General features: G+C 74.1%; 15 protein-coding genes. 9 read left to right on the top strand and 6 right to left on the bottom strand.

Annotation, left to right across the window (positions count from 1 at the left end; all coding sequences use genetic code 11):
* The first annotated feature begins 9 nt into the window (after positions 1 to 9).
* Positions 10 to 639, top strand: coding sequence for a class I SAM-dependent methyltransferase (locus ABD899_RS03205; RefSeq protein ID WP_345202205.1), 630 nt, complete (start codon positions 10 to 12; stop codon positions 637 to 639).
* A 75-nt stretch (positions 640 to 714) separates the two neighbouring features.
* Here ABD899_RS03205 and ABD899_RS19015 read toward each other — a convergent pair whose 3' ends face one another.
* The 4 genes from ABD899_RS19015 to trxA all read right to left on the bottom strand — a co-directional run bounded on the left by ABD899_RS19015 (position 715) and on the right by trxA (position 2,308).
* Entirely contained in the window at positions 715 to 876 is a 162-nt protein-coding gene (locus ABD899_RS19015) for a hypothetical protein (protein ID WP_487249864.1), read from the bottom strand.
* A 60-nt stretch (positions 877 to 936) separates the two neighbouring features.
* Positions 937 to 1,572 carry a class I SAM-dependent methyltransferase gene (locus tag ABD899_RS03200; RefSeq protein WP_345202704.1) on the bottom strand — a complete coding sequence of 212 codons (636 nt, stop codon included), beginning with the start codon at positions 1,570 to 1,572 and terminating at the stop codon, positions 937 to 939.
* A gap of 16 nt (positions 1,573 to 1,588) precedes the next feature.
* Positions 1,589 to 1,849, bottom strand: coding sequence for a metal-sensitive transcriptional regulator (locus ABD899_RS03195; RefSeq protein ID WP_345202204.1), 261 nt, complete (start codon positions 1,847 to 1,849; stop codon positions 1,589 to 1,591).
* Between the two features lie 81 nt (positions 1,850 to 1,930).
* Entirely contained in the window at positions 1,931 to 2,308 is a 378-nt protein-coding gene (trxA, locus tag ABD899_RS03190; RefSeq protein WP_345202202.1) for a thioredoxin, read from the bottom strand.
* Between the two features lie 295 nt (positions 2,309 to 2,603).
* Between trxA and ABD899_RS03185 the strand changes: the two genes are divergently transcribed.
* Positions 2,604 to 3,350: a DUF2202 domain-containing protein gene (locus ABD899_RS03185; protein WP_345202200.1), complete on the top strand. Its 747-nt coding sequence runs from the start codon at positions 2,604 to 2,606 to the stop codon at positions 3,348 to 3,350.
* Here the strand turns inward: ABD899_RS03185 and ABD899_RS03180 are convergent.
* A complete protein-coding gene (locus ABD899_RS03180) occupies positions 3,329 to 4,441 on the bottom strand; it encodes a sensor histidine kinase (protein WP_345202198.1) in 1,113 nt (370 codons plus the stop codon). The genes ABD899_RS03185 and ABD899_RS03180 overlap by 22 nt on opposite strands.
* Positions 4,438 to 5,160, bottom strand: coding sequence for a response regulator transcription factor (locus ABD899_RS03175; RefSeq protein ID WP_345202197.1), 723 nt, complete (start codon positions 5,158 to 5,160; stop codon positions 4,438 to 4,440). Before ABD899_RS03175 ends, ABD899_RS03180 begins: the two co-directional genes overlap by 4 nt.
* A gap of 48 nt (positions 5,161 to 5,208) precedes the next feature.
* On the opposite strand from ABD899_RS03175, the gene ABD899_RS03170 reads away from it, so the two are divergent.
* The 7 genes from ABD899_RS03170 (at position 5,209) to ABD899_RS03140 (ending at position 15,173) form a co-directional block, all read left to right on the top strand.
* Positions 5,209 to 6,225 carry a small ribosomal subunit Rsm22 family protein gene (locus tag ABD899_RS03170; protein ID WP_345202195.1) on the top strand — a complete coding sequence of 339 codons (1,017 nt, stop codon included), beginning with the start codon at positions 5,209 to 5,211 and terminating at the stop codon, positions 6,223 to 6,225.
* A 1-nt stretch (position 6,226) separates the two neighbouring features.
* A complete protein-coding gene (locus ABD899_RS03165; protein WP_345202192.1) occupies positions 6,227 to 6,502 on the top strand; it encodes an HU family DNA-binding protein in 276 nt (91 codons plus the stop codon).
* 331 nt (positions 6,503 to 6,833) lie between these two features.
* Positions 6,834 to 7,355: a YbhB/YbcL family Raf kinase inhibitor-like protein gene (locus tag ABD899_RS03160; protein ID WP_345202191.1), complete on the top strand. Its 522-nt coding sequence runs from the start codon at positions 6,834 to 6,836 to the stop codon at positions 7,353 to 7,355.
* Positions 7,356 to 7,453: 98 nt separating this feature from the next.
* The gene (locus ABD899_RS03155) at positions 7,454 to 8,935 is read left to right on the top strand and encodes a gamma-aminobutyraldehyde dehydrogenase (RefSeq protein WP_345202189.1); all 1,482 of its coding nucleotides are present in this window, start codon (positions 7,454 to 7,456) and stop codon (positions 8,933 to 8,935) included.
* A 132-nt stretch (positions 8,936 to 9,067) separates the two neighbouring features.
* On the top strand, positions 9,068 to 10,441 hold the full coding sequence (locus ABD899_RS03150) for an aspartate aminotransferase family protein (protein WP_345202187.1): 1,374 nt from the start codon (positions 9,068 to 9,070) through the stop codon (positions 10,439 to 10,441).
* Positions 10,441 to 11,685 (top strand): CDP-glycerol glycerophosphotransferase family protein, encoded by a 1,245-nt coding sequence (locus ABD899_RS03145; protein ID WP_345202186.1) that lies wholly within the window; start codon positions 10,441 to 10,443, stop codon positions 11,683 to 11,685. Before ABD899_RS03150 ends, ABD899_RS03145 begins: the two co-directional genes overlap by 1 nt.
* Before the next feature lie 200 nt (positions 11,686 to 11,885).
* Positions 11,886 to 15,173: a DEAD/DEAH box helicase gene (locus tag ABD899_RS03140; RefSeq protein ID WP_345202184.1), complete on the top strand. Its 3,288-nt coding sequence runs from the start codon at positions 11,886 to 11,888 to the stop codon at positions 15,171 to 15,173.
* The last annotated feature ends 34 nt before the right edge of the window (positions 15,174 to 15,207 follow it).

Here is a 15,207-nt window from a genome sequence, read left to right as displayed (position 1 = left end):
ACTGGCCGCATGGGTGTGCTCCACTGGTGGGACGAGCAGGTCCTGCCGCGCCTCGTCGACGCGGTGCTTGCCGACGCCACCGCGGGCCCGTGGCGCACGACGGTGTGCGGCGGCGCCACCGGCGAGGTGCTCGAGATCGGTTTCGCGTCCGGGCGCAACCTGCCCTTCTACCCGCCGACGGTGACCCGGGTGCTCGCCGTGGAGCCGGCCGACGTCGCCTGGGGGCGCGCGCAGCCGCGCGTCACGGCATCCGGGATGCCGGTCGAGCGGGTTGGGCTCGACGGCGCGAGCCTGCCCCTGCCCGACGCGTCCGTCGACACCGTCGTGTCGACGTGGACGCTGTGCACCGTGCCCGAGGTCGAGCAGGCGCTCACCGAGGCCCGGCGGGTGCTTCGACCGGGTGGAGCGCTGCGCTTCGTCGAGCACTCCTTGGCGCAGGTCGGGGCGGTCGCCGGCGTGCAGCGTCGGATCCAGCCCGTGTGGGGGCCGGTCTCCGGCGGCTGCCACGTCGACCGCGACATCGCCGGGCTGATGCGGGAGGCGGGCTACCGCGTCGAGCTCACCCACGACGGGTTCATCCAGGGCGGCGCCGCGAAGCCGTGGAGCTGGTTCGTCACGGGCGTCGCCGTGCCCGCCTGACGCACCCCGGACACGCGAGGACCCCGTCGCACCCGTGGAGGGGTCCCGGGTGCGACGGGGTCGCTCGAGGGGCGGTCAGCGACCGAAGAGCTTGGACAGGAAGCCGGTGCTCGGCTCTCCTTCGTGACCCCTGCAGCGGTCGTTCGAGGGCACGCCCCGCATCACGCTGTCGACGTGCTGGCCGCAGCCCGCCCACGTCGTCTTCCCGCACTTGCGGCAGTTCACTGCTCGGCACATGGTCCGGTCTCTCCTGGAGGTCGTCGTGACACCGTCTCGACAAGTATACCCCAGGGGGTATCAAGACGCACGTCGGCGGAAGAGCACGACCGTGTCGAGCGCGGGGCGGTCCGCGCCCTCGACCGGGCGCTCGCGCAGCTCGGCGAGGTCGACGTCGACCGGGAGGCCGGCCGCGGAGGCGACGACGTCGCCGGGGTCGAGCAGGACGGCCGGGTCCTGGGGACCGCCGACGCCCTCGTGGAGGTTGCGCAGCGCGTGCGCGACGACGAGCACGACACCCCCGGGAGCCGCGGCGCCGACGGCCGCCGCGAGCGCGGCCCTCCACTCCTCGCGCGGGAGGTGGAGGTAGACGAGGAGGACGAGGTCGGATGCCGTGCCACCGGGCGCGGTCCCGTCCACCACGGGCGGCGGGAGGGTCGCGTCGGCGACGCGGGCCGTGAGCTCCGCGCGCCGGGCTCCGAGGCGGCGGTCGGCGATGTCGACCATCCGCGCGACGGCCACCGGCGAGTAGTCGGTGGCCAGGACGCGCCACCCCTGCTCGACGAGCCACAGGGCGTTGCGGCCCTCGCCCGCCGCGACGTCGAGGGCGCGGCCGGGTGGCAGCGGGCCGCACACCTCGCGGACCCACACGTTCGGCTCGGCGGACCACACGAGGTCGGCCGCGGCGTACCGGGCGTCCCAGGCGGACGCGTCCATGGTCACGGCTGCGCCGTCACGCGAGGGACAGGAACAGCTTCTCCATGGAGTCGACGTCCATCTCGTGCGACTCCGGGTCGGCGATACACTGCCGCAGGCCGAGGGCGATGACGGCGAACCCGGCCCGGTCCAGGGCCTTGGAGACCGCGGCGAGCTGGGTGACGATGTCCTGGCACTCGCGGCCCTCGTCGATCATCTTGAGGATGCCGCCGATCTGGCCCTGGGCCCGCTTGAGGCGCTTGACGACGGCCTGCATCTCGTCGGGGTTGAGCTCCATGCTGCGGCCTCCTGCCGATGGGGACTGACGGGCCGAGGATACCGGGGTGGGTATCCGCGGGGTGCCGGACGCCGCAGCCACTCAGGCCTGCTGCGTGGCGGCCTGGTGGGCCTCGACCTGGGCGCGGACCTCGGCCATGTCCAGGCCCTTGATGCCCTCGATGACCTGCTCGAGACCGGCCGGCGGAAGCGCGCCCGCCTGGCGGAAGACGAGGATGCCCTCGCGGAAGGCCATGATCGTCGGGATCGAGGTGATCTGGGCGGCACCGGCGAGCGCCTGCTCGGCCTCGGTGTCGACCTTTCCGAAGACGACGTCGGTGTGCTTCTCGCTCGACTTCTCGTAGGTCGGGGCGAACTGGCGGCACGGGCCGCACCAGGCCGCCCACCAGTCGACGAGGACGATGTCGCTCGTCGTGATGGTCTGCTCGAAGGTGTCGGCGGTCAGCGCGACGGTGGCCATGGGAAGACTCCTCGTTCGTGGTCGGTGGTGGTCCGCCGACGTCAACACTATACCCCCATGGGTATATTCCGCACCGTCGGCGACACGGGGAGAACACCGGGCAGGTCGCACTTCATCCCGGACCGCGGGTGAGGTCGGCGTCCCGGTCCCGGGTGACGACCTCGGTCCCCGGCCCCGTCGGCGGTCTTCACGAAGGCTTCACACGGGCCGCTGGGGTCGCTTCACGCCGGGTTGGTTGCCTCGGACGTGGACACCGAGGCCACCCATCCCTTCGAACAGCACCAAGGAGCCGATCATGACGACGAGGATCCGCACGAGCGCCGCGGTCCTGGGCGTGGCAGCCCTCCTGGGAGGCGGCATCGCTGCCGGCTCCGCCTTCGGCGCCACCACGACCACCCCGGCCGCGTCCGACAGCGACGTGGCCACCGCCCTCACCTTCGCCCGTGAGGAGGAGCGCATGGCCCGCGACCTCTACGCCGCACTGGCCGCCGAGTACGACGGGGCGCGCCCCTTCAGCACCATCACCCGCAGCGAGGACCGGCACTTCGACGCGATCGGGACCCTCCTCGACCGCTACGACGTGACCGACCCCTCGGCAGGGAAGGCCGCCGGCAGCTACGCCGTGGAGGCCGTCCAGGACCTCTACGACGGCTGGCTCGAGGAGGGCAGGACCTCCCTCGACGCGGCGTACCGCGTGGGCGTCGAGCTCGAGCAGCGGGACATCGACGACCTCGAGAAGAGCATCGCCGACGACCTCCCCTCGGACGTCGACGTGGTCCTCGGGCACCTCCTCGAGGGCTCGAAGCACCACCTCGCCGCCTACGAGCGCGCCGTCGCCGGTGACCTCGGCACGGGGACCGGTGGCCGGTGGGGCGACACCGACGCCACTCCGAACGGCACGCCGCGCAACGGCGCCCCGGGGATGATGAACGGCCGCAACGGCCAGGGCAAGGGCATGGGCAACGGCCCGGGCAACGGCAGCCCCGGGTCCGGCAACGGCCCCGGGACGGGCGACTGCCCCTACACCGACACCGACGACTGAGCGCCCTCCCCGAGGGGTAGCCGGGCCGTGAACGTGGCGCCGCCACCACGGCCCGGCGACCGCGCGTCGAGGGAGCCCCCGTGGGCCCTCAGGATGCCGCGGGCGATCGTCAGCCCGATGCCGGACCCGGTGTCGGCCACGTCGCGGCGCCGGTCCGGCACGCGGTAGAAGCGCTCGAAGACCCGCTCGAGGTCCTCGGGGGCCAGGCCCTCACCGGTGTCGCGCACGGCGACCGTCGCGGAGCGCGGGCCGACGGCCACCTCGACGTCGATGCGCCCCCCGGCCGGCGTGGCCCGCACGGCGTTGCCGACGAGGTTGCGCACGACCTGCGCCACCCGGTCGGGGTCGACGACGACGACGACCGGCTGCGGCGGCATCCGCACGCCGAGGGCGAGCCCGGCATCCTCGACCTGCGGCCGCAGCCGTTCGACGGCACCCGAGACGACCTCGCGCAGGTCCGCCGGGACGGGGACGAGGCCGAGCCGCCCCTCCTCGGTGCGCGACAGGGTCGACAGGTCGTCGGAGAGGCGCCGGAGCCGGCGCACCTCGTCGCTCACCACCCCGAGCCGCTCCGGGGTCGCGGGCAGGATGCCGTCGATCATCCCCTCGACCGAGCCGTCGATGACCGTGAGCGGGGTGCGCATCTCGTGCGCGACCTCGCCGAGGAGGCGGACCCGCCGCGCCTCGGTCTCGGCGAGGGCCGCGCCGAGGGTGTTGACGTCGTCGGCGAGCACGGCCAGCTCGTGCTCCTGGGGCCGGACGGCGTGCACGTCGTATCGGCCGGCCGCGATCTCGCGGGTCGCCTCGCCGAGTCGGCGCAGCGGACGCACGAGGCGCCCCGCCGCGAGCACGCCGAACCCGGTCGCGGCGGCGACGCCGACGACGGTGCCGACGAGGAGCGCCTGGGTCACGGCGTCCGCCACCTGGCCCCGCAGGGACCCGCCGCCGCCGCGCCCCATCATCGGCCCCTGGCCCATCATCCGGTCGAACAGCTCGGGCGTCAGGGCGCGCACGACGAGGAAGGTCGTGAGGCCACCGAGCACGGCGACGAGCACGTGGGAGAGGACGAGCCGCACCGCGAGCCGGTTCACGGGGCACCATCCATCGGGTCGAGGAGGAACTTGTAGCCCACGCCGCGCACCGTGCCGATGACGCGCGGGTCGGTGGCGTCGTCACCCAGCGCCCGTCGCAGGCTGCGCACGTGCACGTCGACGACCCGCTCGTCCCCGAAGAAGTCGTAGCCCCAGACCTCCTCGAGCAGCTGGGCGCGCGAGAACACCCGCCCCGGGGAGGAGGCGAGCGCGCGGAGCAGGTCGAACTCGAGCGTGGACAGGTGCACCTCGTCACCACCGGCGACGAGCTCGCGCCGGTGCGGGTCGAGGGCGAGGCCCTCGAAGCGGAGCACGTGGTCGTCGACCGCAGCGGCCGGGCCCCGCGACGCCGAGCGCCGCATCACGGTGCCGACGCGGGCGACGACCTCGCGGGGGCTGAAGGGCTTCGTCACGTAGTCGTCGGCGCCGGCACCGAGCCCGACGAGGGTGTCGACCTCGTCGGCGCGCGCGGTGACGAGCACGACGTAGACGTCGGAGGAGCGCCGGATCGTGCGCAGGACGTCGAGGCCGTCGAGGTCGGGCAGCCCGATGTCGAGCAGGACGACGTCGGGCGCGGTGCCGTCGGTGGCGAGCGCCCGGCGCAGCGCCTCGGCACCGGTACCCGCCTCGGCGACGGCGAACCCGTCGTGCTCGAGGTAGGCGCGCAGCACAGCGCGGATCTCGACCTCGTCGTCGACGACGAGCACCCGTCGGGTCACGCGGCGTCCTCCTCGTTCGGTGCCCCCCAGCGTAGGAGGATGACCTGTGTGCCGACGCTCCTGACACCCGCGCTCGACGCGGTGCTCGACGGGCTGCCCGCCGACACGCTGCGCCGCGCGACGGCATCCCTCATCGAGTCCTACCGCAGCGGAGCCCCGCCGGCGGAGCAGGTGCTGCGCGACCCCGGCACCGCAGCCGCGTACGCGGCGTACCGGATGCCGGCGACGCACGCCGCCGTCGGGCGGGCCCTGAGGCACGCCACCGAGCTGGCCCCCGACGTGTCGGTGCGCTCCCTCGTCGACGTCGGCGGTGGCACCGGTGCGGCGACGTGGGCGGTGGCCGAGGCCTTCCCGGGACTGGCCACGGCGACCGTGCTCGACGGCTCGGCCGACGCCCTCGCGCTGGGGCGCCGGATCGCGGCCCACGGCCCGCCGGTCGTCACCCGGGCCACCTGGTCGCGCACGCTCCTGCGGGCGGGCACCGTCGTGCCCGAGGCGGACCTGGCCGTCGTGAGCTACCTGCTCGGCGAGCTCCCGGACGCGCTGCAGGCCACGGTCGTCGACGCCGCGGCCACGGCGGCCGCCGCGCTCCTGCTCGTCGTCGAGCCGGGGACGCCCCGGGGCTTCGCGGCGGTGCTCGCGGCGCGCTCCCGGCTCACGGCCGCCGGGTGGCACGTGCTCGCGCCCTGCCCCCAGGACGGGCCGTGCCCGGTCGCGGCGCTCGGCGACTGGTGTCACTTCTCGGTGCGCCTGGACCGCACGGCCCTGCACCGGCGGCTCAAGGGTGGGCGCCTCGGGCACGAGGACGAGAAGTTCTCGTACGTCGTCGCGTCGCGCGCGCCGGTGCAGCCGGCGACGGGGCGGGTGCTGCGCCACCCGGTGACGCGCAAGGGCCTCGTCCAGCTGCAGGTGTGCCACGCCGACGGGTCCGTCCGGCGGGCGGTCGTCACGAAACGCGACCCGATGGCCTACCGTGCTGCCCGGGACGCTGCCTGGGGGAGCACCTGGTCGGACCGGCCCCCGGTGATAGCGTCGACGAGAACGATCACCAGTCCCAAGGAGTGACATGACCAAGAAGGACATCGCCCAGGCCGTCGCCGCGCGAACCGACGTCTCCGCCTCGGCCGCCGAGGAGATCATCGGCGCCGCGTTCGACGTCATCGCCGAGACGCTCGCGAAGGGCGACGACGTCCGTCTCGCCGGCTTCGGCTCGTTCGAGACGCGCGAGCGCGCCGCCCGCACCGGCCGCAACCCGCAGACCGGCGAGGAGATCGCCATCGCCGCGTCGACCTCGGTCGGCTTCAAGGCGGCCGCCCAGCTCAAGCGCGCGGTGAACGGCTGACGCCGACACCCGCGACGGCATCCGGCGTACGCAGCCGGGCCACGGGGCGTCGACCACCACGGTGGTCGGCGCCCCGTCCTCGTCCCCACGGACGCACGCTCCCCCTACCTGCGGAGTCAGGAGCACTCCGCCCGCTCAGGGCCGCCTGCGCTCCTGAGTGGACGAAGTGCACCTGAGCCCGCGAAGAGCCCGACCCCGTGAGGGTCCGCGCACGGCCGGCACCCTCGCGGCCGGACCGTCCGCCGGCATGGTGTGCGCCACGCGTCGTCGCGCGGATGCCGGGTGCGGGCTAGCGTCGGGGCGTACGCCCCGACGACGCAGGAGGACCACGATGAGCCTCGACCGCCCGGTCGCCCCGAACCCCTACGACCTGCTGCCGCGGGTCCCCTCCTTCACCGTGACGAGCGCCGACGTCACCGACGGCGCCCCCCTCAAGGACGACCAGGTCGCGGCGAAGGGCAACACCTCGCCCCAGCTGTCCTGGAGCGGCGCCCCCGAGGGCACCCGCAGCTACGTCGTCACGTGCTTCGACCCCGACGCCCCCACCCCCTCCGGCTTCTGGCACTGGGTGCTCGTCGACGTCCCCGCCGACGTCACCGAGCTGGCGACCGGCGCGGCCGCCGGCGAACTGCCCGGCGAGGCCTTCCACGTGCGCAACGACGGCGGCCAGCACGGCTTCATGGGGGCGGCGCCGCCGCAGGGCGACCAGGTGCACCGCTACTACTTCGTCGTCCACGCCGTCGGGGCCCCGACCCTCGGCGTCGACGCCGACGCGAGCCCGGCCGTCGTGTCCTTCAACCTGGCGTTCAAGACCCTCGGCAGGGCCGTGCTCCACGGCACGTACCAGTACTGAGACCGGATGCCGTCGCGGCACCTGCGACGGATTCCGTAGCCTGCTGCTGCTGCTGGTGCACTTTTCATCGGTCCGAGGTGGTGCGTATGCTCGCGCCCATGCACCAGTACATCGGCGGCCAGCGGCGTGACGCGACGACGGGCGAGAGCTTCGACGTCCTCGACCCGAGCACGAACGAGACGGTCGAGACGGTCACCCTCGCCGGGCCCGACGACGTCGACGCCGCGGTGGCCGCGGCGGCCTCGGCCTTCCGGGAGTGGAGCCGCGCGACACCCGTCGAGCGCTCGAGCGTCCTCCTGCGGGCCGCGCAGCTGCTCGACGAGCGCGCCGAGGACCTCGCGCAGCTCGAGAGCCGCCAGGCGGGCAAGCCGATCCGCCTCGCGCGCGAGTTCGACGTGCCCGGCACGGTCGACAACACCGCCTTCTTCGGCACCGCCGCCCGGCGCCTCGACGGCATGGCCAGCGCCGAGTACTCGGGCGACCACACGTCCTCGATCCGCCGCGAGCCGATCGGCGTCGTCGGCTCGATCGCCCCGTGGAACTACCCCCTCCAGATGGCCGCCTGGAAGGTGCTGCCCGCGATCGCCGCCGGCAACACGATCGTCCTCAAGCCGGCCGAGATCACCCCGCTCACGAGCCTGCTGTTCGCGCAGGCCTTCACCGAGGCGGGCGCCCCCGCCGGGGTCGTCAACGTCGTCACGGGCTCGGGGCCGGTGGCCGGCCAGCACCTCGTCGGCCACCCCGACGTCTCGATGGTCTCGTTCACCGGGTCCACGGGGGTGGGTCGGCGGGTCATGGCCACCGCCGCCGCCACCGGCAAGCGCGTGCACCTCGAGCTCGGGGGCAAGGCCCCGTTCGTGGTCTTCGACGACGCCGACCTCGAGGCCGCGGTCCACGGCGCCGTCGCGGCAGCCCTCATCAACACCGGCCAGGACTGCACCGCCGCCACCCGCGCGATCGTGCACCGCTCGCTCCACGACGACTTCGTCAGCGGGGTCGCCGACCTCATGGCAGCCGTCCGCACCGGGCCGACGGCCGACGAGCACACCGACCTCGGCCCGCTGAGCTCGACGGCCCACCAGGCCAAGGTCGCCGACATGGTCGAGCGCGCTCGCGGGTACGCCAAGGTCGTCACCGGGGGCCGCGCCCCGGACGCGGGCGACCTCGCCCGCGGCTGCTACTACGAGCCCACGCTCGTCTCCGACGTCCCGCTCGACTCCGAGCTCTGGCGCGACGAGGTGTTCGGTCCGGTGCTCGCCGTCGTGGCGTTCGACGACGACGACGAGGCGATCCGCCTGGCCAACGACACGGCATTCGGCCTGGCCGCCTCGGCGTGGACCCGCGACACCTACCGCGCCGGACGCGCCACCCGCGAGATCCGGGCCGGATGCGTGTGGGTCAACGACCACATCCCGATCATCAGCGAGATGCCGCACGGCGGCTACGGGCACAGCGGCTTCGGCAAGGACATGTCGGCCTACTCCTTCGACGAGTACACCAACGTCAAGCACGTCATGCACGACACCACGGCCGTGGCGCACAAGCCGTGGCACCGCACGATCTTCACCCTGCCGGGCTGACCCGCAGGGCACCCGGCGTGACGTGCAGCGGATGCCGTACGCCCGGCATCCGCAGCCGGCATCCGCCCCGCCCCCGCCCCAGACCCCCGCGACTACGCTGAACCGCGACCGCGCACACGAAAGGCCCGCCCGATGAGCAGCTTCCCCGAGCCCCAGGTCCACCCCGACCCCGAGCGCGGCGCGGCCGTCGCGCGGGACGACCGCGCCCACGTGTTCCACTCGTGGTCGGCGCAGGCGCTCATCGCACCGGTGCCGGTCGCCGGGGCCTCGGGCAGCCACTTCTGGGACTACGAGGGCAACCGCTACCTCGACTTCTCGAGCCAGCTCGTCAACGTCAACATCGGCTACCAGCACCCCAAGCTCGTCGCCGCGATCCAGGAGGCCGCCGCCCGGCAGTGCACCATCGCGCCGAGCTTCGCCGACGAGTCTCGCTCCGAGGCGGCCCGGCTCATCGCCGAGCGCGCGCCCGGCGACCTCGACCGGGTCTTCTTCACCAACGGTGGCGCCGAGGCCACCGAGAACGCCATGCGGATGGCCCGCCTGCACACCGGGCGGCACAAGGTGCTCGCGACCTACCGCAGCTACCACGGCGCGACGGCCGGCTCGATCACCGCGACCGGCGACCCGCGCCGCTGGGCCAACGAGCCCGGGATGCCGGGCGTCGTGCACTTCTGGGGTCCCTACCCCTACCGCTCGCCGTTCCACGCGACGACCGACGAGCAGGAGTGCGAGCGGGCCCTGCAGCACCTGCGCGACCTCATCATGGTCGAGGGCCCGTCGACGATCGCGGCGGTCATGCTCGAGACCGTGGTCGGCACGAACGGCATCCTCGTGCCGCCGGACGGCTACCTCGCCGGCGTGCGCGAGATCTGCGACGAGCACGGCATCGTCTGGATCGCCGACGAGGTCATGGCCGGGTTCGGGCGGTGCGGCGAGTGGTTCGCCGTCGACCACTGGGGGGTCACGCCCGACCTCATCTGCTTCGCCAAGGGCGTCAACTCCGGGTACGTGCCGCTCGGCGGCGTCGTCATCTCGGCGCCCATCGCGCAGACCTTCGAGCAGCGCGCGTTTCCCGGCGGCCTGACCTACTCGGGACACCCGCTCGCCTGCGCGTCGGCGGTCGCGTCGATCCGCATCTTCGAGGAGGAGGGCATCCTCGAGAACGTGCGCAAGGTGTCCGACACCGTCATCGCACCCCGCCTCGCCGAGATCGCCGAGAAGCACCCGAGCGTCGGCGAGGTGCGCGGCCTGGGCTTCTTCTGGGCGATCGAGCTCGTGCGCGACCGCGAGACCCGCGAGCCGCTCGTGCCGTTCAACGCCTCCGGCGCGGCCGCCGGCCCGATGAACGACTTCGCCGCCGCGTGCCGGGCCGAGGGTCTGTGGCCCTTCGTCCACTTCAACCGCACCCACGTCGTGCCGCCGTGCACGACGACGGCGGAGGAGATGGCCGAGGGGCTCGACATGCTCGACCGGGCCCTCGAGGTCGCGGACCGGTCCGCCACCTGATGGGCCTGGCCGCCGACGCCGCGAAGGCCCGGGCGATCGGGGCCCGCGCCCTCGACTCGCTCCGGGGGCGCCGCGCGGCGCGGGCGCTGCTCGCCGAGCGGCCGACGGTGCCCGACGGCACCGTCGAGGCGGTCGTCTACTTCCCCGACCTCCCCGAGAACCTCTACCAGGTCGACCAGTGGTACGAGCCGATGCGCCGGCTCGACGAGCGGCACCGCGTCGTCGTCGTGACCCGCAAGTGGGGCTCGACCGCGCGGGTGCTGCCCGACTGCCCGGTGCCCGTCGTGCACTGCGACACCATCGAGGCGGTCGAGCGCTTCCTCGACCGGCAGCGGGTCCGGGTCGTGTTCTACGTCAACCAGAACCAGCAGAACTTCCCGGCGATGCGCTTCGCGGACCCGGCCCACGTCTTCGTGTGCCACGGCGAGTCCGACAAGGACTACATGTCGAGCAACCAGCTCAAGGCCTACGACCACGTGTTCGTCGCCGGCCGGGCCGCCCGCGAGCGGATCCGTGCCAAGCTCATCGGCTTCGACGAGACGCACCTCGTCGAGGTCGGCCGCCCGCAGGTCGACGTCCACGAGCCGAGCCCGGTGGCCCTGCCCGACGACGGCCGCACGGTCGTCCTGTACGCGCCGACGACCGAGGGTGACGTGCCGAGCATGCGCTACTCGTCGGTCGCGGGGCACGGCGTCGCCCTGGCGCGCTCGCTGCTCGCGTCGGGGCGGCACCGGCTCGTCTACCGTCCGCACCCGCGCCTCGGGCTCACCGTGCCCGCCTACCGCGAGGCCCACGAGGAGGTCCTGCGGCTCATCGACGCCGCCAACCGGGCCGATGCCGGCGCGCGGCACGTCGCCGACACGAGCGGCCCCTTCGGCTGGCAGGTCGACGCCGCGCACGTGTGCGTCACCGACGTCTCGGCGGTCGCCTACGACTGGCTCGCGACCGGCAAGCCCCTCGTCGTCACCCGCCCGTCGGAGCCGCGGGCCGTGCTGCCGCAGGTCGGCCTCGTGCAGGAGATCGAGCTCCTCGACGCCGCCGACGCCGGCCGGGCCGCCGACGTCGTCGACGGGGCGGTCCGGCACCCGGGCGACGCGCACGCCGCCCTCGTCGAGCGCTACTTCGGCGACACCACGCCGGGGGCGAGCATGGGGCGCTTCCTCGACGCGTGCGACGCGGTCATCCGAGGGCGGGAGGAGGCGCTCGTGGAGCGTGCGGCCCGCCCGACGACCGGTCGACGGTAGAGAACACGCCGTCCCGGGTCGGCGTGCGGGGCGTGTCCTCTCCGCTCGACGGCCCGGCGCTCGACCCCCCGCCGGCGTCGCAGCCTCCGGGAGGCACCTGTGGACGACGGGGCCGGGACCGTCGGCCCCACGGCATACGGTGGGTGCGTCAGGACGGCAGGCCCTCCAGGGCCTCGAGGACGTGGTGCGGAGGTCGTGTGGTGGGTCGCCTCTTCAGCGTCGACCGCATCGCCGAGCTGACGAACCGCGAGCTCGACGAGGTCTGCGGCACGGTGACCGTGGCCCGCGGTCTCGCCTACGCCAAGCGTGGCCAGGTGGTCGAGCTCGAGGTGTCCGACGACGGTCGCCACGCCACCGGGTGGGTCGACGGAAGCGCCGGCCAGACCTACACGACGCACGTCTCGCTCACCCCGGTCACCGCGCCCGTCACCCGCTGGACGAGCGACTGCTCGTGCCCGGTCGGCGGCGACTGCAAGCACACCGTCGCCGTCGTGGTCACGGTGCGCGAGCGCCAGCCCGTGCTCGACCGCCTCGCCGGCCGGGCGAGCGCACCCGCCCGCCCCACGTGGGAGCGCGCCCTCGGCGGCCTGCTCGGCGAGGCCGAGCTCGAACCGGAGCACACGCCGGTCGGCATCCTCATCGAACCGCTCACCGCGAGGCAGGCCGCCGCCTCGGGGCGCGAGCAGCTGCGGGTGCGCCCGGTCGTGCCCGGGGCCCGCGGCAACTGGATCCGCACGGGTGTCTCCTGGGAGACCTTCGCCGGCGGCTACTACGGCTTCGGCCGGGTCTCCTACGACGACGAGCACCGCGACGCCCTCACCGCCATCGCCGACGCCCACCGCCGCTCGGTGCGTGCGTTCGGCTACGGCCGGATGCCCGACGCCATCCTCCTCGACCACCTCGGCCCCCACTGGGTCGCGCTGCTGCGCGCCGCCGACCGCGCGGGGGTGCGCCTGCTCACCGACCTCACCGGTGAGGGCGGCGTCGCGTTCGCCCCGGACCCCGCCGAGCTCGTCGTCGACATCGTGCGTACCGACGACGGCGCCGAGCTGCGGCCGCGCCTCGACCTCCCGGCGCTGCCCTCCGGCGAGACGCACCTCGTCGGGCAGCCGGCCACCGGGTTCTGGCTGCGCGACGGCACGACGCTCGTCCTCGGCGCGCTCGCCGAGCCGCTCGACGCCACGCGCCAGCGCCTGCTCGACCTCGGCGTCGTCGAGGTGCCCGAGCAGGACTGGGCGCGGTTCACGGTCACCCACCTCCCCGGGCTGAGGCGCAAGGCCAGGGTGCGCAGCCAGTCCGCCGACCTCGAGCTCCCGGATGCCGTCGCGCCCCGGCTCGCGCTCACCGCCACCTTCGAGCCCGGTCACCGCGCACACCTGGAGTGGGGGTTCCGGTACGGCACGGTCAACGGTGGCGTGCTCGTCCCGCTGGCCTCCGAGGAGCCCGACCCGATGCGCGACCGGGCCGCCGAGCGGGGCCTCGTCGAGTCGCTGCTCGAGGTCGACGAGGTCGCCGGGTTCGACGCGCTGTGGCAGGTCGTCGCCCGCTCCCGGCGGCTCGTGCCCGAGACCCGGCTCCACGGGTTCGCGACCGTGGCGTTCGCCGAGCTCGTGCCGATCCTCGAAGAGGTCCCCGACCTCGAGCTGACCGTCGTCGGCGAGCCCGCCGCCTACAGCGAGGCCGTCGACGCGCCACTCATCCAGGTCTCGACGTCGGACGCCGGCGAGGGCGCCCCGACCGACTGGTTCGACCTCGGCATCTCGGTGACCGTCGCCGGGGAGGACGTGCCGCTGGCCCCGCTCATCGAGGCGCTCGCGCGCGGGCACGAGCACCTCATCCTCGACAGCGGCACGTGGTTCGCGCTCGACCGGCCCGAGCTCGAGGCGCTGCGGGCCCTCGTCGAGGAGGCCCGCGCCCTCCAGGACCGGCCGAGCGACCCCCTGCGCATCTCCGTCGTGCACGCCGGGCTCTGGGAGGAGCTCGCGGCGCTGGGTGTCGTCGAGCAGCAGAGCGAGCGGTGGGCGCAGACGGTGGGTGCCCTGCTCGACCTCGACTCGGTCGAGCCGGCATCCGTGCCCGTCGGGCTGGACGCCACGCTGCGGCCCTACCAGGTCGACGGGTTCCGCTGGCTGTCGCTGCTGTGGGACACCGGGCTCGGCGGCGTGCTCGCCGACGACATGGGCCTGGGCAAGACCCTGCAGATGCTCGCGATGGTGCTGCGGGCCCACGAGCGCGGCGAGCTGCACGACCCGGTGCTCGTCGTCGCGCCGACGTCCGTGCTCGCGACGTGGCAGAGCGAGGCCGCCCGGTTCGCGCCGTCCCTGCGCACGGTCGTCATCGACCGCACCCGGGCCAAGGCGCGCCGCGACCTCGACGACACCGTCGGCGACGCCCACCTCGTCATCACGTCGTACGCGGTGGCCCGCATCGACGAGGTCGCGTTCCGGTCCCGCGCCTGGGGGGCGGTCGTGCTCGACGAGGCCCAGTTCGTCAAGAACCACCAGGCGAAGACCTACCAGGCGGTGCGGCGGCTCACCGCACGGGCCAAGTTCGCGATCACCGGCACTCCGCTCGAGAACTCGCTCATGGACCTGTGGTCGCTGTTGTCGATCGTCGCCCCCGGCCTGCACCCGCGGCCGGCCCTGTTCAAGGAGCACTGGGCCAGGCCGATCGAGACCGGTCGTGACCCCGAGCTGCTCGCGACGCTGCGGCGGCGGATCCGTCCGCTCATGCTGCGGCGCACGAAGGAGGCCGTCGCCAAGGAGCTGCCGCCGAAGATGGAACAGGTGCTCACGGTCGACCTCCACCCCCGGCACCGGGCCGTCTACGACCGGCACCTCCAGCGCGAGCGGCAGCGGCTGCTCGGGCTCATCGACGACGTCGACGGCAACCGCATCGCGATCCTGCGCGCCCTCACCGTGCTGCGGCAGATGTCGCTCGACCCCTCGCTCGTCGACGCGTCGTATGCCGGGCTGGCGCCCTCGGCCAAGGTCGACGCGCTCGTCGAGCAGCTCGGGGAGCTCGCCGAGGAAGGGCACCGGGCCCTCGTCTTCTCCCAGTTCACCGGGTTCCTCGCGATCGTCCGGGCCCGGCTCGAGGCCGAGGGGATCGGCTACGAGTACCTCGACGGGTCCACGCGCGACCGCGCGGCGCGGATCGCCTCGTTCCGCACCGGCGACGCCCCGGTGTTCCTCATCTCGCTCAAGGCCGGTGGCTTCGGGCTGACCCTCACCGAGGCCGACTACGTGTTCGTCCTCGACCCGTGGTGGAACCCGGCCGCCGAGGCCCAGGCCATCGACCGCACCCACCGCATCGGCCAGACCCGGCCGGTCAACGTCTACCGGATGGTCTCGCGCGAGACCATCGAGGAGAAGGTCGTGGCGCTGCAGCAGCGCAAGCGCGACCTGTTCGCCCGGGTCGTCGACGAGGGGGGCGCGCTGTCCGCGACCCTCACGGCCGACGACCTGCGCGAGCTCCTCGAACGGTAGGGCCGGCATCCCGTCGACCGCACGTGCGCCTGCA

The sequence above is a fragment of the Fodinibacter luteus genome, from assembly GCF_039541575.1.
Lineage (GTDB): Bacteria > Actinomycetota > Actinomycetes > Actinomycetales > Dermatophilaceae > Fodinibacter > Fodinibacter luteus.
Note: the sequence above shows the minus strand (reverse complement) of the source record. Positions and strands in the feature narration are given on the sequence as shown.

Excerpts from the sequence above, each read along its gene's own strand:
- ABD899_RS03205 (WP_345202205.1), top strand. The coding sequence starts at position 10 with ATGGGTGTGCTCCACTGGTGGGACGAGCAGGTCCTGCCGCGCCTCGTC.
- ABD899_RS19015 (WP_487249864.1), bottom strand. The coding sequence starts at position 876 with ATGTGCCGAGCAGTGAACTGCCGCAAGTGCGGGAAGACGACGTGGGCG.
- ABD899_RS03185 (WP_345202200.1), top strand. The coding sequence starts at position 2,604 with ATGACGACGAGGATCCGCACGAGCGCCGCGGTCCTGGGCGTGGCAGCC.
- ABD899_RS03165 (WP_345202192.1), top strand. The coding sequence starts at position 6,227 with ATGACCAAGAAGGACATCGCCCAGGCCGTCGCCGCGCGAACCGACGTC.
- trxA (WP_345202202.1), bottom strand. The coding sequence starts at position 2,308 with ATGGCCACCGTCGCGCTGACCGCCGACACCTTCGAGCAGACCATCACG.
- ABD899_RS03155 (WP_345202189.1), top strand. The coding sequence starts at position 7,454 with ATGCACCAGTACATCGGCGGCCAGCGGCGTGACGCGACGACGGGCGAG.
- ABD899_RS03200 (WP_345202704.1), bottom strand. The coding sequence starts at position 1,572 with ATGGACGCGTCCGCCTGGGACGCCCGGTACGCCGCGGCCGACCTCGTG.
- ABD899_RS03195 (WP_345202204.1), bottom strand. The coding sequence starts at position 1,849 with ATGGAGCTCAACCCCGACGAGATGCAGGCCGTCGTCAAGCGCCTCAAG.
- ABD899_RS03160 (WP_345202191.1), top strand. The coding sequence starts at position 6,834 with ATGAGCCTCGACCGCCCGGTCGCCCCGAACCCCTACGACCTGCTGCCG.
- ABD899_RS03145 (WP_345202186.1), top strand. The coding sequence starts at position 10,441 with ATGGGCCTGGCCGCCGACGCCGCGAAGGCCCGGGCGATCGGGGCCCGC.
- ABD899_RS03150 (WP_345202187.1), top strand. The coding sequence starts at position 9,068 with ATGAGCAGCTTCCCCGAGCCCCAGGTCCACCCCGACCCCGAGCGCGGC.